The organism is Parasphingorhabdus sp. JC815, assembly GCF_040717415.1.
In the GTDB taxonomy this organism is placed as follows: Bacteria; Pseudomonadota; Alphaproteobacteria; order Sphingomonadales; family Sphingomonadaceae; genus Parasphingorhabdus.
Window position 1 is genome coordinate 205,889 of sequence record NZ_JBFEFM010000002.1, and the last position, 25,009, is coordinate 230,897.

Genomic DNA, 25,009 nt, shown 5'->3' on the forward strand with positions numbered 1-25,009 from the left:
ATGATTGCTGCAGGGGAGAAAAAGCGCGAACAATATAGGGACAACGGATGGTGGGGCGACAAGACTCTATTCGACATGTTCTTGGCCAATGTTGAGTCTCATCCAGATCGCATAGCACTGGTAGACGCACCAAACCGGCAGGTTTTCGCATTTGGAGAAGCGCGGCGTTTAAGTTACGCCGAACTAAGATCCGAAGTTGATCGATTGTCCGGCATGCTTCTGCGCGCCGGGGTGGGCAAAGATGATGTGGTGTTAGCGCAGCTACCGAATATCAGCGAATTTGTTGCACTCTACTTCGCAGTGGCGCAAATTGGCGCAATAATAAGCCCTACTGCGGTGCAATATCGCAGCCATGAGCTGAAAAGCCTTATCGCTATCGTCGAGCCTAAGGCATTTGTTTGTGCAACAAAGGTCAAGGGATGCGATCATGTCGCAGTGGCGCAATCCTTGCTCGGAGATTCTGTCCAGCTCATGACATTCGGACCGGATACGCCAGCCGGAGCTCTTGATCTCTCCGGTGCGGTCAATGATGTAAAAGCTAACGCAGTGATGCTGAGGGAACATGTAGCCGCTAATCCGGTCAATGCGGACGATATATTCACAATCTGCTGGACATCCGGCACGACGGGTATTCCCAAAGGTGTGCCGCGTAGCCACAACCATTGGGTCGCAGTTGCTGCAACCGGCTATGAAGCCATGAAGGTCCGTCCGGGCGACATAATGCTGAACCCCTTCCCTATGATTAACATGGCAAGTATCGGCGGGATAACCATGTGCTGGCTCACGAGCGCAGGAACAATGGTGCTGCACCACCCCTTTGATCCGGCCGTGTTCTTGCAACAGATTGATAGCGAACGGCCCAATCTGACCATTGCGCCACCTGCTGTGCTGAATATGCTGATTCAAAACGAAACCCTGCTTGCCAAAGTTGATCTATCAAGTTTGCGTGTCATCGCATCGGGCTCTGCGCCGCTTGCTCCTGCTATGGTGCAAGGGTTTCAGGAGAAATTTGGAATAATCGTCGTCAATGTCTTCGGCTCTAACGAGGGAATGAGCTTTATTACCGGGGAAGCGGATGCCCCTGACCCCGAACAGCGCGCATGTGTGTTTCCCCGAAATGGCGAATATCCTTCTCCTTACGGGACGGGCCGTTCAGCCAATATCGAGAGTCGTTTGATATCTCAGGTAGATGGCTCGGTGATTGTAGAAAGCAATATTGGTGGCGAATTACAGATTCGCGGGCCTTCCTTATTCGAAGGCTATTACCGGGCACCCGAGCAAACCGAAGCATCTTTCACCGATGATGGCTGGTTTAGCACCGGTGACTTGTTCGAAATTACAGAAAATGGCGCATATTATCGATTCTTAGGCCGTTGCAAGGATCTGATTATTCGCGGCGGTGTGAATATTTCGCCCGAGGAAATAGACCAGCTACTCGAAGGTCATCCAGCGCTCGCCGAAGTATCTGCATTCTCTCTTCCCGACCCAAGGTTAGGGGAAAAAGTGGGCCTCGCCTACGTGCCTCGCAAGGATCAGGATATTTCTCTGGATGATATAAGCGAATATCTTTGTGCCAAAGATTTCGCCGTATTCAAATTCCCTGAAAGATTAGTCCGTTTTGACAGCCTGCCGCGCAACGTGACCAATAAAGTCATGCGGAGCGAAGTCAGGGAAAGAGCATTAGCCATGATAACCGAAGGAAACTGATATGCCCCGCGAAGTTTATATTTTAGGCGGCGCGCAAACCGATTTTGCGCGAAATATTGAACGCGAGGGCGGCGATATGTTCGGGCTATTCCGTGACGTAGCCGAGGCCGCTTTTACCGCCACTCAAATTGAACCAAAAGAGGTCGACGTTGCCCATGTCGGAAATTTCGTCGGTGAACTTTTTGCTGGGCAAGGTCATCTTGGCGGGTTCTTCGGCCATGTTCATCCCGATCTTGCAGATATACCTGCATCCCGGCATGAAGCTGCCTGTGCATCTGGCTCTATTGCCATATTAGCCGCAGCCGCCGAAATCGAAGCTGAGCGCTATGGCCTTGCCCTTGTCCTCGGTATCGAATTGATGCGGAATGTGCCCGGACAACGAGCTGCAGAACATCTGGGTGCTGCTGCTTGGGTGGGACGCGAAGCACAAGAGGCGCGATACCTTTGGCCCTATATGTTCTCTCAAGTTGCCGCCGAGTATGAAGATCGTTTCGGACTGGACCGGGCCCATCTACGCGCAATATCGGAGAATAATTTTGCGAATGCAAAGCGTAATCCATATTCACAGACACGTGGTTGGACATTGGGTTCTGACAATTTCTCAGAAACTGATGACGAAGCCAATCCGCCAATCGAAGGCAGCTTGCGTAAGTCCGATTGCGGACAGGTCACAGATGGTGCGGCTGCAATTTTCCTGGCTTCCCGAGATGTAGCAGAGGCATATGCCAAACGGCGCGGTATCCCGTTTGAAACTATCCCACGCATCAAAGGGTGGGGACATTCGACAGCGCCCCTGCTCTATTCGACCAAGGTTAGCGCTAGCCGAGAAGATCCCTATGTTTTTCCCAGTGTTCGCAAAGCTATGACAGATGCCCTAACCCGCGCAGAAATGCCGGATGTCTTCGCTTGCGACGGTGTTGAAGTGCACGACTGTTTTTCAATCACCGAATATATGGCAATTGACCATTTCGGCATTACGCCCCCTGGCGAAAGCTGGCGTGCGATTGAAGATGGCACGATTGCACTAGGGGGGAAGCTGCCGGTCAACCCATCGGGCGGTTTAATCGGCCTGGGTCATCCGGTGGGTGCGACAGGTGTCCGCATGATGCTCGATAGCTGGCGCCAAGTGACCGGAAATGCCGGGGACTATCAAATCGAAGGCGCAAAAAATATGGCCAGCTTCAATGTTGGCGGCAGCGCGACGACCTCTGTCAGTTTCGTTGTTGGTATCTCATAGCATGGCAGAAACATTTATTTACGATGCCGTTCGGACGCCACGAGGCAAGGCAAAAGCCGACGGAGGTTTAGCTGCTTTAACACCGCAAGAACTCGTCAAACAACAAATAGCTGCACTGGAAAAGCGCTGTAACGGGTCAACAGGCCAATCCGAAGCGCTTATACTGGGCTGTGTCGGACAGGTGGGAGATCAGGGCGGTAATATCGCTCTGGTTTCAAAATTGCATGCAGAGCTACAAGAAGATTGCGCCGCCTATAGCATCAATAATTATTGTGCATCCGGCCTGACTGCTATCGGAATGGCAGCGGCATCAGTGGCCTCTGGACAAGCGAAGCTGGTTCTGGCTGGCGGCGTAGAGTGCATGAGCCGAGTACCGTTCATGGGAGACAATGCGAGCTATTATACGGATACGGCTTTTCCGGTTCGCCACCAATATATCCCAGTGGTATTGGCTGCAGACCGCCTTACTAATAAAGAAGGGATAAGCCGCGCCGAGCTTGATGCTATCGCACTTTCTTCGCAACATAAAGCAGCGGAGGCTGAACATGATGCCGCACTACAACGCTCTCGCATAGCCACCGGTGGTCTTGAAGCAGAAGAGTGTATCAGACCGCGCACCGATGCCGCATCGCTCGCCGCGATGTCGCCCGCTTTTGGCGGATTGCAAGAACAATATAGAGCAGCATTGGCGGGCGAAACATTCACACCGCAACTCACGCTTGGCCATGCACCACCAGTATGTGACGGCGCGGGGTTGGCACTAGTCGGTGGCAGCAATCTTGGCCTGCAACCGCGCGCGCGCATCCTTGGCTTTGCCGAGTCTGGCGGGAATCCCGAAGACTCCCTGACTGCCGGCTTTAGGGCAATGGACAAAACCTTGGCTTCAACTGGCCTCACATTGGCGGATATGGACAGCATAGAGTTTATGGAGGCTTTTGCTGTCACGATTGCCAAATTCATGCGCGATCGCAAAGTCGACCCGGCACGCGTGAACGTTTCCGGCGGCCATATCGCAAAGGGGCATCCGATGGGCGCTAGCGGAGCGATTCTTGCATCGACTCTGCTCGATAGTCTTGACGTCTGCAACGGCACGCTAGGACTTGTGGTGATGAGCGGCGCATCAGGTGTTGGCACTGCGATGATAGTAGAACGCGTAAATTGAGCAGGATATTATGACGGAAAAACTGAACGACCTTATCGAACGACATGCTTCAACGCTGGATGCAGCTATTGATGCCGTCAACACGCGCAAAAATTGGAGCCCGTTTCGCGATTCCCCCAGTTCGCGCTTTCATACGCCCGGTGCACCTGAAGCCGGAAAGGCGGCATTTGAAGCACAGCTTGGCAAGCCATTCGATCTGGATCAACCAGGCATATCCAGTCGTACCGGCGGTGAAATCTCACCGTTCACGCGGCAACCGCTCGGCATAGATTATCCTGTAAGCGATCCCGCCGCCCTGATTACCGCCGCGCAAGAGGCAATGGCACAGTGGAGCAAAACCGATCCGGAAGTGAGGATTGCACTTTGTCTGGAAATGGCGGAACAACTTTACGCACGCAATTTTGAAATGGCGCATAGCGTTATGCATGTTGCTGGGCAAAGCTATACGCAAGCATTCAGCGGCAGTGGTCCTAACGCACTGGACCGGGGGATCGAAGCCCTTGCCTATGCTACAAAGGCGATGCGCGATGTGCTCCCCAATGCACGCTGGGAGCGGACGTTCGGCAAAGAGGATGTTTCGCTCGACAAGTTTTACACATTGGTTCCGCGCGGTATCGGACTTGTTATCTGCTGCGCGTCGTTCCCGACATGGAACGCTTACCCCGCGATGTTTGCAAGCCTTGCAACGGGCAATCCGGTCATTGTCAAACCGCACCCTATTTCTATCCTGCCAATGGCTATTGTGGTGCAACAATGCCGTAAAGTATTGGAGCAATATGGTTTTGATTCCAATCTTGTAACGATCGCGGTGGACACAATGGAGACACCTATAGCCCAGCGTTATATCGACGATCCGGCGGTGCAGATCGTCGATTTTACCGGCAGCCCGCGATATGGAGGCCATCTGGAGGCCACCGTCACCGGAAAACTGCTTTTTACAGAAACTGCCGGAATTAATTCAGTGGTGCTGGAATCATGTGCTGATCTGTCCGCGACGACCACCGCAATTGCGCGCGCAACCTGTCTGTTCTCTGCCCAGATGTGCACCAGTCCGCAAAACATCTATGTGCCGGCTGGCGGAATCACAACCGATGCGGGGCATGTTTCGTTTGACGAGGTGGCTGCCGCACTGGTTGCTGCCATTGACATTATAGCGGATAATCCGAAAACAGCCGCCGGTATCATGGGCGCGGTTCAGGCTGAACCAAGCTGTGATATTGTGCGCGATATTGCCAAACGCGCCAAGCAGAATCCCGACGCGCGGATTTTACGGGAGCCGTCCAGCTATCCGCATCCCGATTTCCCGGATGCACGCACCATGACGCCGCTGGTCGTTACTCTACCCGCTGACAATGCCGCGCTTTATGCCGAGGAGCATTTTGGCCCGGTGATGTTCATTATTGCAGCTTCCAGCGGCGATGAAGCCGTCACCGAAGCAACCGCTTTGGCACAACAACACGGAGCGATTTCCTCCTATCTCTATTCCACGGATGAAGCGTTTATCGACCGCTCGCTTGATGCCTATGCCCAGGCGGGAATGAACCTGTCAATCAATCTCCATGGCGCGATGTGGGCCAATTTCGCGGCAGCCTATAGCGACTATCATGTGTCGGGCCTTAATCCGGCGGGCAATGCCTGTCTTGCCGATCTCGCATTTGTTGCGGGACGCTTTCGTATAGTGCAGCATCGCCGTCCGGCGCGCGAAAAGGTCCACAGTCATGCCGCATGATCGCAGCGATTTCATCGGCGCGTGGCGGCTTATCGACTGGCGGATTGAATATTCCGACGGCGCCGTGACCCGCCCTTTCGGAGAAGGCGCCCATGGTTATATTATATATTCATCTGATGGCACAATGACAGCCAGCATAGCCAAGGCAGAGCGCCCGGCTTTTGGACTAGCCAATGCGCGCAACGCCAGCGAAGCACAGAAAACAGCCGCATTTGACAGCTATTTTCACTATGCCGGGCCGTGGGAACTTGATGGCGATGAAGTTGTCCATAGTGTTACCATGTCGTTAAACCCCGATATGACCGGGACACAGCAACGCCGTGTTGCCCGGTTCAGCGGTGACGATGGACTTACGCTTTCCGCCTTTGAAGTGACCAAGGATGGCGGCAAACGGCATCATATTCTACAGTGGCAAAAATTGGCTCAATAGGTGCCCAAATAGATGTAAAATCTGCTTGTTCGCGGTTTCGACTTGTTATCGTCCAGTCTATTTCTTCTCCCACAGAACCGAGCGGGCACAAGATAAACTGTGCCTGATCGGGATGTCACGCTTTACAAAATCAATATTACATAGCATGCTAAGTATATTGATTACATGTTCGCGTGATTCCTATCGTCGCGGCGTGATATGATTGCTCCCATATAGCTCTCGAAAGGAACAACATGACTGAAACAAACAGCAATGGCGGAGCGCTGGAAGGCATCCGCGTGGTTGAAATGGGGCAACTGATCGCTGGTCCTTTCTGCGGGCAATTACTTGGCGATATGGGCGCTGAAATCGTTAAACTTGAACCACCGGAAACCGGCGATCCGATGCGCCACTGGGGTCAGGGCGAAAAACCAAGCTGGTGGCGGGTAATCGCTCGCAACAAATATTCGGTGGCATGCAACCTGCGCTCAGAGGAAGGCCAGAAACTGGCCCGCGACCTGATCGCCAAGGCTGATATATTGATCGAGAACTTCCGTCCCGGCACATTGGAGAAATGGAATCTCGACCCTGTTGACCTGCAAAAAATCAACCCGGGACTAATCGTGGTTCGCGTGTCCGGCTATGGTCAGACCGGCCCTTATTCAGCGCAAGCCGGATTCGGCGGCATTGGTGAGGCGATGGGCGGATGGCGCGGAATTGTCGGCCATCCCGACCGCCCGCCCGCGCGCATGGGTGTATCCATCGGGGACACGCTTGCTGCCAGCTATGGCTGCATGGGCGCGCTTGCTGCATTGCACCACCGTGACAAGACTGGCGAAGGACAGATTATCGATTCTGCGCTATATGAATCTGTATTGCAGGTCATGGAATCGACCATATCCGATTATTCGGCCAGCGGCACCAAACGACAACGTACCGGGTCCACCCTACCCGCTATTGCGCCCTCAAACGTTTATCCGTGCCGCGATGGCGAATATCTGATCGGCGCCAATCAGGACGGCGTTTTTGCCCGTCTGGCCAAAGCGATGGGACAGCCTGAACTGGCCACCGATGAACGCTATGCCACGCACACGGCACGTGGTGCGCGTCAGGAAGAGCTGGATGCGTTGATCAGCGAATGGACAAAGACACTGACGGTTGAGGAATTGGAAGCCAAAATGTTGGAAGCGGGCGTTCCGGCCGGTCGCATTTATGATGCCGAAGATATGATGGCCGACCCGCATTTCGCAGCGCGCGAAGCATTGGTGACTATCGCTGACGAAGAATTGGGTGAAGTCACCATGCAGGGTGTCTTTCCGAAAATGTCCAAAACCCCCGGCAGTGTCCGGCGGCCTGCACCGCTGAAAATTGGGCAAGATAGCGACAATGTCATCGAACGCTGGCTTGGTAAGGACGGCGCAGCGGAATGATCACCCTATATGGTGGCCCGACCCCCAATGCGCGCAAGATCGCGATTGCGCTATTGGAAATGGAACTGGAATGGCAACTTGAACCTGTTGACATTCTGGCAGGGGATCAATTGACGCCGGAATTTCTGGCGCTCAACCCCAATAATAAAACGCCAGTGATTATTGACGATGAGGGACCGGATGGTCCGGGTTTCACCCTTTGGGAAACGGGCGCGATCCTGCTTTACCTTAGCGAAAAAACCGGGCGTTTCATTCCTGCCGATCCAGTGGCGCGCGCGACCTGCTGGCAATGGTTGATGTTTCAGGTATCAGGCATCGGACCGATGTTCGGGCAACAGGCGCATTTTACTCATTACGCCAAGGACCGGCATGAATATGCCATCGCTCGCTATACGCGCGAAGCAGAGCGTTTGATGATGGTGCTCGACAAGCGGCTGGCTGAGGCCGAATGGCTGGCGGGTGAAGAATATAGCATCGCTGATATGGCCACCCTGCCCTATTTGCGCCGCCAGTTGATCGACAAGGCCGGGCAATATCCGGGCGTTGACCGCTGGGGCAAAGCGATGCTTGAGCGTCCCGCAGTTGCCGAAGGCATGCAAGTCGGTGTTGCCCGCGCCGAAACCATTGAGGGCGGGCTGTCCGGATTTACCGATGAGCACCGCGAAATCTTGTGGGGCGACCAGCAACATAAAGCGCGGTAAGGCGCAGCAGTGGTTCAAACGCTATGTTAGTCGCCTTTTACCGCCCGGTGATTGGCCTCACCGAACATGTTTGACCATTGCTGTTGATCCAGTTTTTGATTCCGGCGCAAATATTTTTCTGGAGCCGCAAGATCGGCGCGCCCCATCGCGCGGGCGACTGCTGGACGTTCGCGGATACGTTCAAACCACGCGTGCATAGCGGGCCACTCGTTCGTCGTCTTCTCTGCCCCCAACACAAAAGCAGACGCCCGGCCCGGCCAGATCGCAATGTCGGCGATGCTATATTCATCACCCCCGACATAACGGCTTTGCGTCAACCGCTTTTCAAGCACGTTAAGCAGCCGTGTCATTTCACTGGTATAGCGTTTCACCGCATATTCCTGTCCTGACGGAGCATAGCGCAGAAAATGGCTGGCCTGTCCGCCCATCGGGCCCAGCCCGGCCACCTGCCAGGTCAACCATGATAAAACAGACGCCCGCTCCGCACCCGATGCAGGCAGGAACTTCCCGCTCTTCTCCGCTAAATATTGCAGAATTGCTCCCGATTCAAAAACCGTCACAGGCTGGTCAGAATTTTCGCAGGTATCATCAGTGCCATTGGGCGCATGATCGACGATCGCCGGTAGCTTATGATTGGGGTTGATCCGCCCGAATTTTGCTGTCAGTTGATCGCCATTGAAAATATCATAAGGGATAACGCGAAAGGGTGCTTCAATCTCTTCCAGCATAATCGCAATCTTCTGACCGTTCGGGGTCGCCGAATAATGCAGATCAATCATTTTTAGCGGATTTCATGGATGATGTGACGGACACCAAAATCGGTACGTTCACCTACACCAACGGCCAGCACACCGTTCAACCAGCTATATTTCTCACTCGCCGTTTCAAACACCGGCGCAATCCGCAAATAATAGCGGGACGGATCGACATAAGGCTTTGCGGGATCAACAAATGCAGCGCGGACATCATCGGGAATAACATTGCGTCCGTTATAGGTGAGGTAAATCAAATCGCCGTCATCGGTTTCCCAGACCGCGCGTGCATCAAAAGTGCCCACCGACGCATCATTTCCCAACCGTCCACCGCGTGTCCAATTGCCCCCACCCGGAAGGATTTTCCCGCTGATCCGTGGGCCGGAAATCCGGCCGCCCGTTATATAACCCATTCGCTGATCGCCGAACGGTGACTGACCGATTCCAATAAGACCGCCCCCGACCTCAAACTCGGCTGTACATAAATAGTTGCTGGATAAGCACAGTTTTTCGTTTTTCGAATTTTTATCAGTCATATTCCGAATCCTCCATTTTATAGCTATAGACAACTATAGGACCATTAGTATACTAAGGGTCAATTAAATTGACGGACGAACGGGACTTTGAGATCCGTCATAAAATGTTTTTAGGGAGATATTTATGAAATCACATAATCGGATATTATTCACCAGTGCGGCCATCGCCGCCTTAGTATCGGCCACGCCGGTCGTCGCGCAAACTGCCGAAGATAGTGCTGCGCCAGCTGCTAAACAGTGGGATAGCGAAATCGTTGTCACCGCGCAAAAGCGCGAACAGAATCTTCAGGACGTTCCGATTTCCATGGAAGTCGTTAGCGGCCAGAAACTGGCTGACTTTAATGCCGGCGACATCAAATCGGTGATGAACTATGCGCCAAACGTCTTCGTCCAGTCGACGGCGGGCAATGACGTCATTTATATCCGTGGTTTCGGTTCCCCGCCAGCAAACTTTGCGTTCGACCAGTCGGTTTCGCTGTATGTTGACGGCGTTTATGCCGGACGTTCGCGTCAGGCGCAGGCTCCGTTTTTCGACCTTGAGCGCGTAGAAGTCCTGCGCGGACCACAGGGTGCCCTGTTCGGCAAAAACACTGCCGCTGGTGCTGTCAGCGTTGTCTCGGCCGGACCGACTGACGCCCCCGAAGGCGCATTGACTGCGCTTTATAATTTCGATCATAAAGGCATCGATATTTCGGGCTATGTCTCTGGTCCAATCACCGACACGCTTAGCGCACGTCTGGCTTATAAAGTCGTCAAACAGGACGGCTATATTTACAACCGTGCCACCGATCATGATGATCCGGAAACCAAACAGCAACTGTTGCGCGGAACGGTTAAATGGGAACCATCGGACAATTTCGATTTCACAACAAAGCTTGAATATGCGAATCGCGATGTCGTTGGAGGCATAACAGTTTCCAGCCCGACCGGTAGCGCCCAGGACCCCAATACGGACCGTTTTCTGGAGCGCTCCCCCTTGGGTGACGAAGGCAATCAGGTCGAATCGATCATGGCATCGGGAACCGCCAATATCGCGCTTGGTGACTATACTTTGACGTCGATCACCGGCTATTCATGGTTCAACGCCAAGATCGTTAACGGCTTTGACCAGACGATACCGAACAGCGGCGGCGCAGTAACAAATAATTCTGTTTACAACGCCTTTCCCGAGCGGTTTGACCAGTTCTCCCAAGAACTGCGCATCTTGTCTCCAACCGGACGGACCTTTGAATTTATCGCTGGTGTTTATTACGATCACTCCAACTACCAGCTTGACCAGCTACAGGGCTTCGACATCCTTGATTTAGGGGGTTTTCCTTACTTTGGTTTGATCAACAGCCGGTTTAACCAGAAAGCCGACTCCTATTCGGTATTTGGTCAGGGTACGTTGAACATCAATGATAACCTGCGCTTCATTGGTAGCCTGCGTTACACGCATACCGACAAGGAAGCTGATTTTGCATCACGGCTTGAATATGGCCCCTTCCCCATTCGTCCGATTTCCAGTGCCGTCGGTTCAATTAGCGAAGGCAATCTGGATCCATCGGCAACGATCCAATATGATATCGCACCGCGTGTCATGGTCTATGCTACATATGGCCGTGGTTCCAAATCGGGCGGCTTTGTCAGCAACTCGCTCGGCACAGTTGATAGCACTTTCTCGTTCGAGCCGGAAAAATCCCGCAACTATGAGATTGGCCTTAAATCAACCCTGTTCGACGGAAAGGTCGTGGCCAACGTTTCTGCTTATGATACAAAGTTCAAGGACCTGCAGGTTTCGGTTTATCAGCCCAGCAAGTCCAGCTACCTGACCGGCAATGCGGCCAGTGCTACCTCAAAAGGTATCGAAGCTGCGCTTAGCCTGTTCCTGTCTCCCTATTTCGACATTACTGCGTCGGGGGCTTATCAGGATCTGAAATACAACGATTATCCTGGTGCTGCATGTCTGGCTTCGCAAGTCGCATGTGACCCGCTCACCAATAATCTGGCTGGCTTCCGTCCTGCACTTGCATCCAAATTCACGGGCAGCGTGACCGCACATGCTGGTTTCGATATATCGAACGACCTCAAATTCGATATTACCGGAATCGCAGCCGGACGTTCGAAATATTTCAACTCGGACGATCAGGATCCAAGATTTGGCGTTCAAAAAGGTTATGTCAAACTCGACCTGCGTGCTCAGATTTCCGATATTGAAGATCGCTGGCACATCGCACTGGTTGGCAAAAATCTGACCAACCAGCTTACCACCGGAAGCGCATTCAGACTGCCATTCCCGATCACGGCACATGAGCGCGCGATACTTTATCTGGAACCGACCCGTAATATTTCGTTTGAAGCGGGATTCAAATTCTAGGCAAAAGTCCAATCATGACTGATGCAACGACCGCAGTTGGCGTTTTCCTGTACCGGGAAACGGCGGCTGCGGTCGTTGCCATTTTTACCCCCTATGCACTTATGGTTGAAAGTACTAATCCATGATTGATGTCTATTTTACCCCCACGCCCAACGGCCACAAAGTTTCGATCATGCTGGAAGAAACCGGCTTGCCGCACCGCCTGATCAACATGGACATGTTAAAGGGCGATCATCTGACCCCTGAATACCGACGTATCAACCCGAATGGCCGCTTACCTGCAATTGTCGATCATGAACCCATCAACGGCCCAGAAGCAGACAGCGAGCCGCTACCGGTTTTTGAATCAGGCGCCATCCTGCTCTATCTAGCCGAAAAAAGCGGTCAGCTATTGCCCGACGATCCGCGTCGCCGCAGTCAGGCACAGCAATGGCTGATGTGGCAAATGGCCAGCTTTGGCCCCATGCAGGGACAGGCGCATCACTTCATCCGTTACGCACCAGAGGGTCAGACCTATCCGGTTGAACGCTATCGTAACGAAACGATCCGGCTTCTCAATGTCCTGAACGGGCGGTTGAGCGAGACGGACTATCTGGCTGAGGAATATTCGGTTGCCGATATAGCCACATGGCCGTGGGCCCGCGCCGTCCGTGCGATCGGATTGACGCTTGAAGATTATCCCGCAGTCCAGCGCTGGTTCGACGAGATAGCACAGCGCCCTGCGGTTATCAGTGGAACCGACGTAAAAAATGCAGCCAATCTGTCAAGTGCGCGGCCCGTGCTTTCGCAGGAGCAATGGTCGAACCTGTTTGGCAAGAATATGCTCAACGCCCCTTCACGTTAGATCCTCTCTTACTTTTATCAAATTACCATAAAGCAGATTGACAGATAACCTTAAATAGCTAAGTATTTTTACAGCATAAAGTTGCTGATTGGGAGAGATATGTCGCAAGCCACCGCTCTAAATACAGGTCCAGCCGACAGCGTATCGGCCCTGCGACGTAACGTCGCGCTCCTCATGTTATTTCTCGTCGGCACAATCAATTTTGTCGATCGTCAGCTTTTATCTGTTCTGGTTGAACCAATCCGCGCTGAAATGCAGTTCAGCGATACCCAATTCGGGCTGCTCACTGGCATGGCTTTCGCCCTGTTTTATGCAGCAATGGGTGTTCCGGTCGCGATGATCGCTGACCGCTGGAACCGGGTCAAATTAATCGGGATAGCCTGTGTGGTCTGGAGCGGTTTTACCGCCGCATGCGGGATGGTTTCAAACTTCTGGCAACTGGCGGTCCTCCGCTTTGGCGTCGGCGCGGGAGAAGCTGGCGGCACAGCGCCGTCGCTGTCCCTGATCGCCGATTTCTATCCTCCCGATCGCCGGCCTCTGGCGATTGGCCTGTTTACGCTCAACGGCCCGTTCGGAGTTTTTGTTGGTGCCGCATTTGGCGGATGGGCAGCGACCCATATCGGTTGGCGCGGAGCGTTTATTGTCATCGGCATCGTTGGTATTCTCGTCGCGCCACTGCTCATCTGGCTTGTGCGAGAACCTGCGCGCGGGCAAATGGACACGCATAAACCCGCCGATGAAGCCTTGCCTTTCAAGCAAAGTCTGGCGATGTTCATTCGTCGGCGGTCCCTGCGCATGGTCATGATCGCCAGCGGGCTTGCAGCATTTGTCAGCTATGGCATGCTCAACTGGATTCCGGCATTTTTAATGCGCACACAGGGAATGCCGCTGTCAGCGATGGCTACATGGTTCGCTCCTGCTGCCGGCATTACCTTTGGTGTCGGTATTTTGGGTGGCGGCTGGCTGGTTAGCCGTGCTGCGCGCAAATCTGCCAAAGCTTATGGCACGATTCCCGCCATTGCTACAGCTGTGCTGGTCCCGACTTTTATTGCCGCGCTACTTGTGGACAGTTGGCAATTATCCCTCGCACTTATGCTCATCCCTATGGCAGCCTGCACTGCCTATGTTGCACCGGCACTGGCATTGGTTCAAAATCTGACGCCGCCGCGCACACGTGCGACAGCCGCAGCGGTGCTGATGCTGATGTTTAACATTGTCGGCCTTGGTCTGGGTCCTGTGTTCGTGGGCATGGTAAGCGACGCATTAAAACCGGCTTATAGCGACGAAAGCCTGCGCTGGGCATTGATGACACTTGTTCCCGTCGCAGTTGCAGCCGGGATCGCACAATTTGCCATGACCCGGTATCTGGATAATGATTTCGCGGAATGATAGCGGCCAATAATGGCCGTATGTCCGTTGTCAGACAATTAGGAGAGATTATGAGCGAAGCTGAAAATATCCGCGCCATGGCGCAGCAGTTTTTTGATGCGATTGAGCAAGGCGATATTGAAACAATGCAGAGCAGCTTTACGGCTGATGCAGAAATCTGGCACAATACCGACGAGCAGATTGTCAGCCCGGCACAAACGGCGCAGACGTTGACCGGTCTCGTGGCCCGGATCAAGGATCGCCGTTATGCCGACCGTCGTCTGACTGTCTATCCCGGCGGCTTTGTTCAGCAACATGTGTTGACCGGCAAGCGCGTCAATGACGACGTTGAAGTACGCCTGCCTTGCGCAATCATCTGCAAGGTTGAAGACGGGAAAATCACGCGACTGGATGAATATTTTGATTCAGCCCATGTCGCTGCATTCCGCAAATATGCTTAAGGAGTAAACCATGCCAATATTGCGCCAGGTTCCACGATCAGAAGTGACCGACGAAACAGTTCTTGCTTATTACGACCGCCTGTTCGGTGACCGCGATCCGGTTGCTGAACCGGGCACTGCGACCGGCACGCCAGGAGACTGGTGGACGGTGTTTGCTCTTGCTCCCGATATTTTCAAACATGCGGTTGATGGGTTTGCAGTCTATCGCCATCCTGCGCGCAAGATTGACCCCGTGCTTCGTGAACTGGGTCAAACCCGTGCGGGCTGGGTAAAGGGTAGCCAGTTTGTGTTTTCCCAGCATTGCAAGTCACTGCGCGGTCTGGGTGTGAGCGAAGAGAAGATCGAAGCCATCGGCCACTGGACCGTTGCCGATTGCTATGACGAACAGGAACGCGCTGTTCTTGCCTATGCAGACTGTCTCACACAGGCGAGCGGGCGCGTGCCGACGGAAGTTTTCGACAAGCTCAAGACTTTCTGGGATGACGAGCAGATTTTCGAATTTACTTACATCACCTGCCTATACGATATGCACGCTGTCATCACCCGCGCTTTGCGAATGGAATTTGACAACCGCGAAGATCCGATTGTCGAAATTGCAGCACCCGAAGGCTTTGATGCTGCCGACTTTCTTAGCGCGCCGGCTTCCAGGGATGCGTCAAAGAAATAGATGTACATCCGGCCTCGTGTCCCATTGATAACCGTCAAGCAATTTGACGGTTATCAATGGGTCTGCTAATAATAGAGGTAAGAAATTGCTATCAGGAATGGAGAAGGAACATGGTAGAAACTAATAAAGAATTCGAATTTTGCGGCGTCAACCATCTCGCACTGGTGTGCAAGGATATGGCAAAAACCGTCGAGTTTTACCGTGATATTTTGGGAATGCCGCTCGTCAAGACGCTCGACCTTCCCGGTGGTAATGGCCAGCATTTCTTTTTTGATGTCGGCAATGGCGACTGTATTGCCTTTTTCTGGTTCCCCAATGCGCCAGAGGCTGTACCCGGTATTTCTGCACCGGAAGCACTTCCGACCAAAGGTAATTTCATGTCGGCGCACGGGTCGATGAACCATATCGCTATCAATATTCCCGCTGAACGGTTTGACGAATATTATGACCGGCTCGTTGAGAAGGGCGTCGAAGTCACCAAAAAGCTGAACCATGATAATTCACCGACCCAGGCATCGGAAGAAATGAACGATGATGTCTATGTCCGCTCGGTCTATTTCTTTGATCCTGATGGCGTATGCCTTGAATTTGCAGCATGGACCAAGGTGTTCGACGAAAGCGACGTTGCCCATGACCCAGTCCAGGCCGACGGCACCAAGCGCGAAGGCTTCGTTACCGGACGGACAGCCGTTCCGGCAGAATAATCACGATTTTCCAAAGTCCCTTATGGCCCGGCCACTGCGCCGGGCCTTTTTGTTTCTGCTTTATAATCCCAAAAGATCGCGCAAGGGTTTCTCGGCATCCTGTTTAGGCCGTGACAGATAAAATTCAGCGATCAGCTTCCCACCATCTTCTCCTACTGGATCAAGGCCTTGATGAGCGAGTCTTTCAAGCACGCCCTCTTGCTCTTCACGCGATACGAAGGTGCGCTGGACGAACTGTTCATTGTCGAGCTTTTCGGTAACATAGCCATGTTTGGCTAATTCCTGTGCAATGGGGTCGAAGGGATACATTCGCAGCACGAAATTTGCTAACCAAGGTTGTCTTCCTTGGGTTATGACGGGCATCAGCTTTGCGAAACTGGTTTCGGTAACATAACCGATACAGCCCGTTGACATGACCAGATCAACCGGAAGCAAAGCCTTAGCCGTTGCATCAGGCAAGTGTTCTTCTTCCAGATCCAGCGCCATTCCGGCGTCAAGCAGTCCGGTTTTATTGCCATAGCTTATTGCTAATGCTGAAGAGTCCAGGCCGATGACAGTCGCCATATTGGTTACAGGAAGATCATTAAAGAAACGACGATCGGCATCAATAATCTCTTCAGGTGTAGCGCTGTCAAACTGCGGGTCTGTCCAGCGTTTATGGAGATCATCCATATCAATATCATGCTTTAGCAGCGCCGCATTTATGCCATAGGAACAGCCCAGATCTAACGCGCATACAGGGGCTTCTTTACGGTTTTCGAGATAGTTGATCAAAGGCGAGAAAACAGGTTTTGCGCGGTCAGGAAGCTTGTAATCAACCTTACCAAGCTCACGGAAATAATGGCGTGGGTCGGGCTGGTTATAAATATGTGTCATATCAGCTTTAACGGTATCAATCTCTCCGTGCGGCATGATTACTCCTCTGCTATGGGTGATTAACGCAATGAAAGCCTTGGCCAAAGGGCAGTATCTTACAGACCTTGCGGAACAGGTCGAGCAATGGACCAAAGCTGGCTATCAAAGCCGAAACGCCAAGCAAAATGCTTCAAAGGCCAATGATGGTTCAGCCCATTATCAGGCTGTCCCGAAAGTCAGGATTAACCATAGCTTGCGCGACCATTGATAGCAAATATGATGCAGCTATTTCAAAACCGTAGTTTTAGGTGACTTATAACCGGGCTTACCCCACAGAACGGTCACGATCTTCCCAATAGGGAGCGCGCAATTCGCGGCGTAACACTTTGCCTGATGGATTGCGCGGCAGGGCGTCGATAAATGCTACAGTTTTCGGAACCTTGAAAGCAGCTATCCGCTCTCGCGCCCAAGCGATAATATCTTCCGCTTCGGGCCGTTGATCGGCAGCGCGCACGACCAGCGCCTTTACAGCTTCGCCCCATTTGTCATCAGGCACACCGATCACCGCTATATCGGCAACTCCCGGACAGCCCATAATCGCGCTTTCGACCTCTGCCGGATATACATTTTCACCACCGGACAAAATCATGTCCTTTATCCGGTCGTGAACAAAATAATAGCCGTCTGCATCACGGTATCCGACATCGCCGGTATGGAGCCAGCCGCCAGCCAGCGTTTCCGCCGTAGCTTCTTCGCGGTTCCAATAGCGTTGCATCACCAGATCACCACGTATCGCAATCTCGCCAATTTCGTTATCATCCAGTTCTTTTCCGTCACTGTCCAGAATGGCCATGTCGGTTTCGGGCCACGGTTTTCCGCAAGAAGTGAGCTTTTCGGGCAATTGATGCGCCGCGGGCGACAATGTTGCACCGCCACCGCTGGATTCGGTCATTCCGTAAAATTGCACAAAATCACATCCAAAAGTTGCCTGTGCGCGGCGGAGCACATCTTCAGCAATTGGCGACGCGCCATAAGCGATTGATTTCAGTTCCGGATAGTCACTCGCCCCTGCTTCGGGTTGTTGCAGCATCATCTGGATCATAGCAGGCGCCAAAAAGGCATGCGCGACATTTTCTTCCCGCATCATGCTAATGGCTTCACCGGCAGAAAAATCCTTGACCAGCAACAACCGCCCACCCTGCGCTAACCCGGAAAAGCTGACGTTCGTGCCCGCTACATGAAATAGCGGCATAACGATCATTACTGTTTCATCCTCATTATAGGCAAAACCGTCAATCCGGGTCGCCATCTCCAGAAAGCGGCGATAATTATGATGAGCGAGCACAACACCCTTGGGCCGGCCGGTCGTGCCGCTGGTATAAAGCTGAAGCACATCGTCGCTCAGTTGCGGCCTGCTTTCCAGTGGTGCAGCACCAGCATCGCCCAACCAGTCATCAAAAGATTCAAATTCAGGATGCGATCCGTAAAGCGCGATCAGACGCGGCGGCGAAGCAAGGCCCGACACAGCCTGAAGTGCGCTGTCAAAATAATCCTCCCCGACAAACAAGAGTTTCGGCCCCGCATCATCCAGAATAAAGGCTATTTCTGCTGCGGCAAGGCGACAGTTAACCGGCGCGAGACAGGCTCGTGCCAGCGCGCTACCAAAGAAAAGCGGAAACCAGCTGTCATGGTTCTTGGTGAGAACGGACACACGATCGCCGGGAGCTATGCCGGACGCATTTAACGCGTGGGCGACGCGATTTGATTTCATATCGAGCGAAGCATAGCTTGTTTCGCGCTCACCAAATTTAATCGCGATGGCATCTCCTCTGGCACGGGCCTGTGCACCGGGAATATCCGCAAGGGTCTGAATGGCATTTAAATCGATCATTTCGCTCTCCTTCGCTACCTTTATACTTGCATTAGATAGAGTGCTAAGCAATTACTTGGCTAGTCTAAAATTTATAAGGATAAGCTTTTGTCCAAATACCCTATTTTACCGACCACAATTGTTGGAAGCTACCCTCAGCCAGAATGGCTGATTGACCGTGAACGCCTGAATCACAGCCTGCCTCCGCGCGTCCGTGCCGAAACATTGTGGCGCATAGCCGAGCCCTGGCTCGCAGAAGCACAGGAAGCGGCGACCCTTATGGCGATTCGCGATCAGGAAGAAGTCGGCATTGATATTATCGGTGACGGCGAAATGCGCCGGGAAAGCTATTCAAACCGGCTTGCAACCGCATTATCGGGTATCGACACCGAAAAACACGGCACGGCTATCGACCGCACCGGAAAAGCCAATCCTGTGCCACTTGTATCCGGACCGATCCGCCGGCTTGCACCAATCGAATCGCAAGACGCCGCATTTCTGCGTCGTCACACAAAACAGCCGGTAAAGCTGACTCTGCCCGGCCCATTCACCATGACCCAGCAAGCCGAAAACGGCTATTATCCAGATGCCCGCGCGATGGCGATGGATTATGCCGATGCGGTCAATGCAGAGGTCAAAGACCTGTTTGCTGCTGGCGTTGATGTCGTGCAACTCGATGAACCATATCTTCAAGCACGCGCTGATGATGCCCAATATTATGCCATAGAAGCCATCAACCGCGCACTTGACGGAGTAGAAGGAACAACGGCGCTTCACATCTGCTTTGGCTATGCGATGGTCCATCATGGCGCGGGTTCAACAAAACCCAAACCCAAAGCCTATGATTTTCTTGCCGAGCTGGATGCGTCAGCAGTCGATGTGATCTCGGTGGAGGCCGCGCAACCAAAGCTGGATCCCGCGATCCTCGCTGAATTACCCAGCAAAACGATTATGTATGGCGTCCTCGACCTGTCTACACAGGAAGTTGAAACACCCGAAGTGGTTGCCGGGCGTATCCGCGAAGCATTACGCTATGTGGATGCCAAGCGCCTATGGATTGCCCCTGATTGTGGCATGAAATATCACAGCCGCAATCATTCACTCGAAAAGCTCAAAGCCATGGTTGACGGCACAGCAATCGTGCGGGCGGAGCTTAAATAGGCTCGTCAATAAACTTTGTAAGGATCGGGACAACCACCTCCGGCATTTCAACCGTTGGTAAATGTCCTGCTCCTTCAATGACCTCAAGCCGCGCATTTGTTATGCCCTCTAATATCTCGTCATGATGGGCGCGGGTGGTAATTCCGTCCTGATCGCCCCAGACAAGCAAGGTGGGAACGGATATTTCCGATAGCTTTGGACGGCTATCACTGCGCGCCATAATTGCGCGCTGTTGCCGCAAAAATGTATCCGCGCCTGTATCCGCAGCCATTTTTCGCGCGATGGTGAGCAGACGTTCGTCATTGCGTTTGGCCTCCGGGAACAGAATCGGAATACGTTCTTCGACCACCTGATCGAATTTTCCGCTTTCTACAAGATCGATATATCCCTGCCGCCGCGTGGTTTGTGCAGGGCCATCGGCGGAAGCCAGCGTCGAAATCAATAGCAGCTTTGCCACCCGTTCGGGGGCGCGGCGCATTACATCAAACGCAACAAATCCGCCCATTGCATGCCCAATCAGGATGAATTGCTCCGGCGCGTTATCGAGCAGATTCTGCGCCATCTCTCCGATTGTTTCGCCATGCTGGTTATCGGCCACAATCACCTCGCGGTCGCTCCACGCATTGAGAAGCGGCTCCCATACGGCATCGGTGAGTAGTTGGCCTGTGATAAGTACAATAGGAAGGGACATTAGACTACCTGATGCAAAAGGGGTTCACCGGCCAAAAGGCGGCGATGGTTTTCATAGGCAACGCCCATGCTGCGTGACAGCGTTTCGGGTGTCAGCCACGCAATATGCGGCGCAAGCAATGCGTTTGGCAGGGTCAGAAGCGGGTCCGACGGCGCCAGAGGTTCATTCATGAACACATCAAGCCCCGCGCCGCGCAAATGGCCAGATGCCAATGCTTCAACCAATCGTTCTTCGGCCACCAGTTCCCCGCGCGCCGTGTTCACCAGCACAGCGCCCGTCTTCATCGCCAATGGATCAATGGCCCCGCGTGTCTCTTCGGTAAGCGGCATGTGCAGCGACACTATGTCACATTCGGCCACAATCCGGTCGAGCGGCCAATATTCATAATGGACATCATGCTGGCTGCGGGCAGTATAGACAACTTTTGCGCCCAGCGCCTCGAGCACCGGTGCCAGCCGCTGGGCGGAATTACCAAATCCGACCAGACCAACAGTGCGCCCGGCAATCTCACCCACATTATCAAGCTCTGATGGATCAGCCGTCCACCCCTCTCCGCCGCGAGTCCGCGCATCGAAAAAACAAGTGCGACGCAACACAGCCATCATTAAAGACAGCGCCATTTCTGCCACCGCCTGACTGTTTGTGCCCGGCATGTTACAAACGGCAACATCATTGTCACGGGCCGCATCAAGCGCAATGGTATTCACTCCTACGCCGATTTTCTGGATCAATTTCAGCTTGGGAGCCGAAGCAATAAATTCGCTCGTCACCGGGGTTAACACATGAAGCAATGTCGTAATATCGGGGGCTACGCTATCAAGTGGCTCCGCTTCATCGACATGTGTTACAACGCCGGACCCAAAAATACTATCAACCGCCGCGCGAAAGCCCGGGCTTGGACGGGCATGCAGAACAATCATGCGCCCAACCTTTCAACCATATCGTTTATCGGAGCGGCAAAAGCCGATGCGCCTGCAAACACGGCATCGCTGCCCATTGCTTCTTCTATGCGTAGCATTTCGTTCCATTTTGCCATACGTTCGGAGCGGGTGAAGCTGCCGACCTTTAACTGTCCTGCATTCCAGCCAGTCGCCAAATGAGCAATTGTGACATCTTCGCTCTCTCCCGAACGCGCCGAAACAATTGCCCCCCACCCATGTGCGAGCGAAGCATCCAATGCTGCTTTCGCTTCGGTCACTGTGCCGACCTGGTTCACCTTGATCAGCGCGGCGTTACAGGCAGCAGCCGCATGTGCATCATCGACCCGCTTGGCATTGGTCACCAGCACATCGTCGCCGATAATCTGCACTTTATCGCCAACCGCCGCAGTTACCGCCGCCATTGTTTCCCAATCATCCTGTCCCGCTGGATCCTCTACCGACAGGATCGGATAGGTTTTTGTCCATTCAATGATCCGAGCGCCCATTTCTTCTCCCGATAACCGGCGGTCATCAAGCGCAAGATTATAACCCGACGCATCGCCCAGTTCATTGGCCGCCACATCGAGCGAAATGAACACATCTTCACCGCCGCGGTGTCCGCTCGCCTCTATCGCGCGTGTCAGCGTATCTAGAGCATCCTCGTTCGATGTAAAATTCGGCCACCAGCCGCCTTCATCGGCAACGCCGGTCAGCGGGCCTTTTTCTTCCATCAATCGGCCCGCAGCACGGTAAACATCATCGGTAATTTCAAGCGCACGGCGGAAACTACCGGCTTTAGGGCACATAATCATAAAGTCCTGCACATCGGTGCGGCGACCGGCATGTGCGCCTCCGCCGAAAATCTGTATTTCGGGTAGCGGGATACGCACAGATTTACCATCAGCCAAATATTGCCAGAGCGGAGCGCGAGCATCTGCCGCCGCCGCGTGAAGGACCGCCATGGAGACAGCAACAACCGCATTGGCGCCCAGCCGCGCCTTGTTGGGTGTGCCGTCAAGATTGATCAGCGCACTATCAATCGCTGCTTGTTCACGCGCATCCATGCCATTTAACAATGGAGCAATCTCAGCACCGATTGCCGAGACAGCGCGCGTAACACCATAGCCGCCGAATGCTTCGCCCCCGTCACGCAGATCAACAGCCTCATGCGCGCCGCGTGACGCACCGGCGGGTGCAATAGCACGCCCGACTGCGCCGGATTCAAGGGTAACTTCAGCCTCTACCGTGGGCCGCCCGCGCGAGTCCCAAAGCTGGCGTCCGGTAATTGAAGCGATACGTGAAGTCATGCAAAAGTCCTTTTCCATTGGGTAACAAGATCATCAATAGGCAAAGCATCGAGGATCAGCGCGCGTGCTTGTTCACGCACGATATTTTTTTGTTCTGTATCAGTGAGATATGGCGCGGGTGATTTGCCCTCCACCCGCGCAAGCAGCAATGCGCCAGTAAGCCGCCCGGCGCGAAGTAACAGCGCTTCTGGTGTCTCCCAATCTATGCCCGCGCGATAGGCATCAACCATCGCCGTAGCGGATTGTTTTAACCGCTCATCATCCAGCCACACGGCCTTCAACAACAAATGCGTAATACAGAAAGCCAGATCGAATGCCGGATCGCCATAAACTGCACATTCGGCATCAATGAATACCGGATCATCGCCGCTCACAAGGATATTCTTGGGGCTAATGTCCCCGTGCACCAGTGCGATTTTTCGCGCCATCAGGTCATTAGCAATAGCGTGAAGCGCAGGGGCTAATTCAGCCTCTTGCTCTGCTACATAGAATAAAAACGGATCAACGCGCAGTGCGCGAAACATCTCATCATTACGAAATGCGTCGCGGTCTTCATCCCTGTTTGCTGTCGCGGAATGAACCGCAGCAATCCCGCGTCCGACTTGTTTTGCAAAACCTATGTCAACGCGACCTGCAACCAATTCATCCTTCCATACCGGACAATCAGGCAAAAACTCCATCGCAAAGGCATGGCCGACGGATAGCTCGGCTAGCACTTTGGGAGCGATGGAAGGATCAACCGCGCGCGCCCGTTGAAGCCAGCGCACTTCGCTAACTCCCCTCTCGACCGGCGCAGTCCATTCGGCAGCGACGCGAAGCTGCGGTAGTGGGCGCTTTACTACAATTGGTCCTGACGGTGTATCGACCTTCCATACATCGCAGGACACACCGCCAGCCAATGGCTGAAACACCGGCTGGTCCGTGTCAATCAGATCTGCATCGCGCAATGCCTGAACAATATCGGTATCAGCCGATGGCATCAGAGCTTTTCCTTGATCCAGCTACCAACCAGATCGGCTGCATCCTGACGCTCTTTGATCGAATCTTCAAAATAATGAGCGCCGGGGATCAACTCAAGCTGCTTGTCCTTGCTGCCGATAAAATCGAAAATCTTGTTCGCGTCGCTTGGGAATACGCCTGTATCGGCCAGCCCCTGAACCACCAGTGCAGGCGTGTCATGTTTCGCTAGATGCGGCTTACCCTGACATGGCGAGGTTTCAAGGCTCCACATATTCAACCATGTTTTTATTGAATTAGCGCGGCCAATACTTGGGCTGCGGTTGGCAATCTCTGGATTGCCCCGGTAACACCAGTTCGTTTTGCGATCCGAGGGATCGATTGTCGGATCAACGCAGCGAATATCACCCCAACAGCGGAACATCGGGAATATCCGGTCAGGAATACCGGCATCGTTCAACCGCTTTAGCTCGGCCTTTGCCCAGTCGGTAATCCGTTGGTTCCGTGCCCGTTGCGCCGCGCGATATTTCGCGATGAATTCTGCCGAATAAGGCGGGCCGTTATCAGGGTTAAACGGGTCCAGTTCGGGATCGGTGGCGACCGGATCATTCTCGTCGGTTACTGATGCGTCCATCCAGTCGGTCAGCACTTCGGGCCGCCCTTGGTGCGCGTTGAACGAGATATAAAGATCGCCCTTAATCAAAGAAGCCAGGGCGTCCTGCCCTACCGATGGCAAGCGGTCGGTTAAGGTCGGCGCAATTGCTTCGGCCTGATAGGCGCCCATTAACGATCCGCCGCCGGAATTGCCCAAAATTACAATCTGCTCGACGCCTGCTTCTTCCTTTAGCCAGCGCATCCCGACACCGATGTCGAGAACGGCGTGTTCCAACAGAAACTGATCCTCAACGCCGCGATAGCGTGTGTTCCAGCCCAGAAAGCCAAAGCCCTGACGCGCAAAATAGGGCGCAATATAATGTTCGGAAAAATCGACATTATAATGGGTCGCGATGATAGCTACCTTCGGACGCTGGCCACTTTGCGTCCAATAAATGCCCTGACAGGGGTGTCCGCCTGCCTGAATACGCGGTGCAGTCGGCGAAACCCGCCCGATAAATTGGGCATCCAGTCCTTCGGTTCCGTTTGCGTCCATAATATGTCTCCTGATGTTTATAATGATATGTTGGT

General features: G+C 53.4%; 24 protein-coding genes. 15 read left to right on the forward strand and 9 right to left on the reverse strand.

Annotation, left to right across the window (positions count from 1 at the left end):
• From AB1K62_RS06815 to AB1K62_RS06845, 7 genes are all read left to right on the forward strand, one after another.
• Nucleotides 1-1,707, forward strand: coding sequence for a class I adenylate-forming enzyme family protein (locus AB1K62_RS06815; RefSeq protein WP_367002369.1), 1,707 nt, complete (start codon nucleotides 1-3; stop codon nucleotides 1,705-1,707).
• A 1-nt stretch (nucleotide 1,708) separates the two neighbouring features.
• Entirely contained in the window at nucleotides 1,709-2,944 is a 1,236-nt protein-coding gene (locus tag AB1K62_RS06820) for an acetyl-CoA acetyltransferase (RefSeq protein WP_367002371.1), read from the forward strand.
• A 1-nt stretch (nucleotide 2,945) separates the two neighbouring features.
• The gene (locus AB1K62_RS06825) at nucleotides 2,946-4,106 is read left to right on the forward strand and encodes an acetyl-CoA C-acyltransferase (RefSeq protein WP_367002373.1); all 1,161 of its coding nucleotides are present in this window, start codon (nucleotides 2,946-2,948) and stop codon (nucleotides 4,104-4,106) included.
• A 10-nt stretch (nucleotides 4,107-4,116) separates the two neighbouring features.
• Nucleotides 4,117-5,835 (forward strand): phenylacetic acid degradation protein PaaN, encoded by a 1,719-nt coding sequence (gene paaN, locus AB1K62_RS06830; RefSeq protein WP_367002375.1) that lies wholly within the window; start codon nucleotides 4,117-4,119, stop codon nucleotides 5,833-5,835.
• Nucleotides 5,825-6,265, forward strand: coding sequence for a lipocalin-like domain-containing protein (locus AB1K62_RS06835; RefSeq protein ID WP_367002376.1), 441 nt, complete (start codon nucleotides 5,825-5,827; stop codon nucleotides 6,263-6,265). Before paaN ends, AB1K62_RS06835 begins: the two co-directional genes overlap by 11 nt.
• Before the next feature lie 233 nt (nucleotides 6,266-6,498).
• Complete coding sequence (locus AB1K62_RS06840) at nucleotides 6,499-7,674, forward strand: CoA transferase (protein ID WP_367002378.1); 1,176 nt, start codon at nucleotides 6,499-6,501, stop codon at nucleotides 7,672-7,674.
• The gene (locus tag AB1K62_RS06845) at nucleotides 7,671-8,375 is read left to right on the forward strand and encodes a glutathione S-transferase N-terminal domain-containing protein (RefSeq protein WP_367002380.1); all 705 of its coding nucleotides are present in this window, start codon (nucleotides 7,671-7,673) and stop codon (nucleotides 8,373-8,375) included. The genes AB1K62_RS06840 and AB1K62_RS06845 overlap by 4 nt, the downstream gene beginning before the upstream one ends.
• A gap of 26 nt (nucleotides 8,376-8,401) precedes the next feature.
• On the opposite strand, the gene AB1K62_RS06850 is transcribed toward AB1K62_RS06845, so the two are convergent.
• Nucleotides 8,402-9,154, reverse strand: coding sequence for a glutathione binding-like protein (locus AB1K62_RS06850; protein ID WP_367002382.1), 753 nt, complete (start codon nucleotides 9,152-9,154; stop codon nucleotides 8,402-8,404).
• A 2-nt stretch (nucleotides 9,155-9,156) separates the two neighbouring features.
• Nucleotides 9,157-9,663: a DUF3237 domain-containing protein gene (locus AB1K62_RS06855; protein ID WP_367002384.1), complete on the reverse strand. Its 507-nt coding sequence runs from the start codon at nucleotides 9,661-9,663 to the stop codon at nucleotides 9,157-9,159.
• 124 nt (nucleotides 9,664-9,787) lie between these two features.
• On the opposite strand from AB1K62_RS06855, the gene AB1K62_RS06860 reads away from it, so the two are divergent.
• From AB1K62_RS06860 to AB1K62_RS06885, 6 genes are all read left to right on the forward strand, one after another.
• The gene (locus tag AB1K62_RS06860) at nucleotides 9,788-12,019 is read left to right on the forward strand and encodes a TonB-dependent receptor (RefSeq protein ID WP_367002386.1); all 2,232 of its coding nucleotides are present in this window, start codon (nucleotides 9,788-9,790) and stop codon (nucleotides 12,017-12,019) included.
• A gap of 121 nt (nucleotides 12,020-12,140) precedes the next feature.
• The gene (locus tag AB1K62_RS06865) at nucleotides 12,141-12,863 is read left to right on the forward strand and encodes a glutathione binding-like protein (RefSeq protein ID WP_367002387.1); all 723 of its coding nucleotides are present in this window, start codon (nucleotides 12,141-12,143) and stop codon (nucleotides 12,861-12,863) included.
• 99 nt (nucleotides 12,864-12,962) lie between these two features.
• Nucleotides 12,963-14,252: an MFS transporter gene (locus tag AB1K62_RS06870; RefSeq protein WP_367002389.1), complete on the forward strand. Its 1,290-nt coding sequence runs from the start codon at nucleotides 12,963-12,965 to the stop codon at nucleotides 14,250-14,252.
• Between the two features lie 50 nt (nucleotides 14,253-14,302).
• On the forward strand, nucleotides 14,303-14,692 hold the full coding sequence (locus AB1K62_RS06875) for a nuclear transport factor 2 family protein (RefSeq protein ID WP_367002391.1): 390 nt from the start codon (nucleotides 14,303-14,305) through the stop codon (nucleotides 14,690-14,692).
• Between the two features lie 10 nt (nucleotides 14,693-14,702).
• Nucleotides 14,703-15,359, forward strand: coding sequence for a carboxymuconolactone decarboxylase family protein (locus tag AB1K62_RS06880; protein ID WP_367002393.1), 657 nt, complete (start codon nucleotides 14,703-14,705; stop codon nucleotides 15,357-15,359).
• A 110-nt stretch (nucleotides 15,360-15,469) separates the two neighbouring features.
• Nucleotides 15,470-16,063 (forward strand): VOC family protein, encoded by a 594-nt coding sequence (locus AB1K62_RS06885; RefSeq protein WP_367002395.1) that lies wholly within the window; start codon nucleotides 15,470-15,472, stop codon nucleotides 16,061-16,063.
• A gap of 60 nt (nucleotides 16,064-16,123) precedes the next feature.
• On the opposite strand, the gene AB1K62_RS06890 is transcribed toward AB1K62_RS06885, so the two are convergent.
• Entirely contained in the window at nucleotides 16,124-16,975 is an 852-nt protein-coding gene (locus AB1K62_RS06890) for a hypothetical protein (protein WP_367002397.1), read from the reverse strand.
• Here AB1K62_RS06890 and AB1K62_RS06895 point away from each other — a divergent pair.
• Nucleotides 16,974-17,186 (forward strand): hypothetical protein, encoded by a 213-nt coding sequence (locus tag AB1K62_RS06895; RefSeq protein ID WP_367002399.1) that lies wholly within the window; start codon nucleotides 16,974-16,976, stop codon nucleotides 17,184-17,186. The genes AB1K62_RS06890 and AB1K62_RS06895 overlap by 2 nt on opposite strands.
• A gap of 57 nt (nucleotides 17,187-17,243) precedes the next feature.
• On the opposite strand, the gene AB1K62_RS06900 is transcribed toward AB1K62_RS06895, so the two are convergent.
• Nucleotides 17,244-18,809, reverse strand: coding sequence for a long-chain-fatty-acid--CoA ligase (locus AB1K62_RS06900; RefSeq protein ID WP_367002401.1), 1,566 nt, complete (start codon nucleotides 18,807-18,809; stop codon nucleotides 17,244-17,246).
• An 87-nt stretch (nucleotides 18,810-18,896) separates the two neighbouring features.
• Here AB1K62_RS06900 and AB1K62_RS06905 point away from each other — a divergent pair, with 87 nt between their 5' ends.
• On the forward strand, nucleotides 18,897-19,949 hold the full coding sequence (locus AB1K62_RS06905; protein WP_367002403.1) for a 5-methyltetrahydropteroyltriglutamate--homocysteine methyltransferase: 1,053 nt from the start codon (nucleotides 18,897-18,899) through the stop codon (nucleotides 19,947-19,949).
• Here the strand turns inward: AB1K62_RS06905 and AB1K62_RS06910 are convergent.
• From AB1K62_RS06910 to AB1K62_RS06930, 5 genes are read right to left on the reverse strand one after another with little or no spacing between them, the layout of a single operon-like run.
• Nucleotides 19,942-20,640: an alpha/beta fold hydrolase gene (locus AB1K62_RS06910; RefSeq protein WP_367002404.1), complete on the reverse strand. Its 699-nt coding sequence runs from the start codon at nucleotides 20,638-20,640 to the stop codon at nucleotides 19,942-19,944. The genes AB1K62_RS06905 and AB1K62_RS06910 overlap by 8 nt on opposite strands.
• Complete coding sequence (locus AB1K62_RS06915; RefSeq protein WP_367002406.1) at nucleotides 20,640-21,560, reverse strand: NAD(P)-dependent oxidoreductase; 921 nt, start codon at nucleotides 21,558-21,560, stop codon at nucleotides 20,640-20,642. Before AB1K62_RS06915 ends, AB1K62_RS06910 begins: the two co-directional genes overlap by 1 nt.
• The gene (gene eno / locus AB1K62_RS06920; protein ID WP_367002408.1) at nucleotides 21,557-22,867 is read right to left on the reverse strand and encodes a phosphopyruvate hydratase; all 1,311 of its coding nucleotides are present in this window, start codon (nucleotides 22,865-22,867) and stop codon (nucleotides 21,557-21,559) included. The genes AB1K62_RS06915 and eno overlap by 4 nt, the downstream gene beginning before the upstream one ends.
• Nucleotides 22,864-23,847 carry an aminoglycoside phosphotransferase family protein gene (locus AB1K62_RS06925; RefSeq protein ID WP_367002410.1) on the reverse strand — a complete coding sequence of 328 codons (984 nt, stop codon included), beginning with the start codon at nucleotides 23,845-23,847 and terminating at the stop codon, nucleotides 22,864-22,866. The genes eno and AB1K62_RS06925 overlap by 4 nt, the downstream gene beginning before the upstream one ends.
• Nucleotides 23,847-24,974, reverse strand: coding sequence for an alpha/beta hydrolase (locus AB1K62_RS06930; protein WP_367002412.1), 1,128 nt, complete (start codon nucleotides 24,972-24,974; stop codon nucleotides 23,847-23,849). The genes AB1K62_RS06925 and AB1K62_RS06930 overlap by 1 nt, the downstream gene beginning before the upstream one ends.
• Nucleotides 24,975-25,009 lie beyond the last annotated feature (35 nt).

Coding starts and splice junctions, on each gene's coding strand:
- AB1K62_RS06910 (WP_367002404.1), bottom strand. CDS start 20,640: ATGTCCCTTCCTATTGTACTTATCACAGGCCAACTACTCACCGATGCC.
- AB1K62_RS06870 (WP_367002389.1), top strand. CDS start 12,963: ATGTCGCAAGCCACCGCTCTAAATACAGGTCCAGCCGACAGCGTATCG.
- AB1K62_RS06825 (WP_367002373.1), top strand. CDS start 2,946: ATGGCAGAAACATTTATTTACGATGCCGTTCGGACGCCACGAGGCAAG.
- AB1K62_RS06860 (WP_367002386.1), top strand. CDS start 9,788: ATGAAATCACATAATCGGATATTATTCACCAGTGCGGCCATCGCCGCC.
- AB1K62_RS06820 (WP_367002371.1), top strand. CDS start 1,709: ATGCCCCGCGAAGTTTATATTTTAGGCGGCGCGCAAACCGATTTTGCG.
- AB1K62_RS06855 (WP_367002384.1), bottom strand. CDS start 9,663: ATGACTGATAAAAATTCGAAAAACGAAAAACTGTGCTTATCCAGCAAC.
- AB1K62_RS06815 (WP_367002369.1), top strand. CDS start 1: ATGATTGCTGCAGGGGAGAAAAAGCGCGAACAATATAGGGACAACGGA.
- eno (WP_367002408.1), bottom strand. CDS start 22,867: ATGACTTCACGTATCGCTTCAATTACCGGACGCCAGCTTTGGGACTCG.
- AB1K62_RS06890 (WP_367002397.1), bottom strand. CDS start 16,975: ATGCCGCACGGAGAGATTGATACCGTTAAAGCTGATATGACACATATT.
- AB1K62_RS06850 (WP_367002382.1), bottom strand. CDS start 9,154: ATGATTGATCTGCATTATTCGGCGACCCCGAACGGTCAGAAGATTGCG.
- AB1K62_RS06925 (WP_367002410.1), bottom strand. CDS start 23,847: ATGCCATCGGCTGATACCGATATTGTTCAGGCATTGCGCGATGCAGAT.
- AB1K62_RS06885 (WP_367002395.1), top strand. CDS start 15,470: ATGGTAGAAACTAATAAAGAATTCGAATTTTGCGGCGTCAACCATCTC.
- AB1K62_RS06880 (WP_367002393.1), top strand. CDS start 14,703: ATGCCAATATTGCGCCAGGTTCCACGATCAGAAGTGACCGACGAAACA.
- paaN (WP_367002375.1), top strand. CDS start 4,117: ATGACGGAAAAACTGAACGACCTTATCGAACGACATGCTTCAACGCTG.
- AB1K62_RS06835 (WP_367002376.1), top strand. CDS start 5,825: ATGCCGCATGATCGCAGCGATTTCATCGGCGCGTGGCGGCTTATCGAC.
- AB1K62_RS06840 (WP_367002378.1), top strand. CDS start 6,499: ATGACTGAAACAAACAGCAATGGCGGAGCGCTGGAAGGCATCCGCGTG.
- AB1K62_RS06865 (WP_367002387.1), top strand. CDS start 12,141: ATGATTGATGTCTATTTTACCCCCACGCCCAACGGCCACAAAGTTTCG.
- AB1K62_RS06895 (WP_367002399.1), top strand. CDS start 16,974: ATGATTACTCCTCTGCTATGGGTGATTAACGCAATGAAAGCCTTGGCC.
- AB1K62_RS06900 (WP_367002401.1), bottom strand. CDS start 18,809: ATGATCGATTTAAATGCCATTCAGACCCTTGCGGATATTCCCGGTGCA.
- AB1K62_RS06875 (WP_367002391.1), top strand. CDS start 14,303: ATGAGCGAAGCTGAAAATATCCGCGCCATGGCGCAGCAGTTTTTTGAT.
- AB1K62_RS06930 (WP_367002412.1), bottom strand. CDS start 24,974: ATGGACGCAAACGGAACCGAAGGACTGGATGCCCAATTTATCGGGCGG.
- AB1K62_RS06845 (WP_367002380.1), top strand. CDS start 7,671: ATGATCACCCTATATGGTGGCCCGACCCCCAATGCGCGCAAGATCGCG.
- AB1K62_RS06915 (WP_367002406.1), bottom strand. CDS start 21,560: ATGATTGTTCTGCATGCCCGTCCAAGCCCGGGCTTTCGCGCGGCGGTT.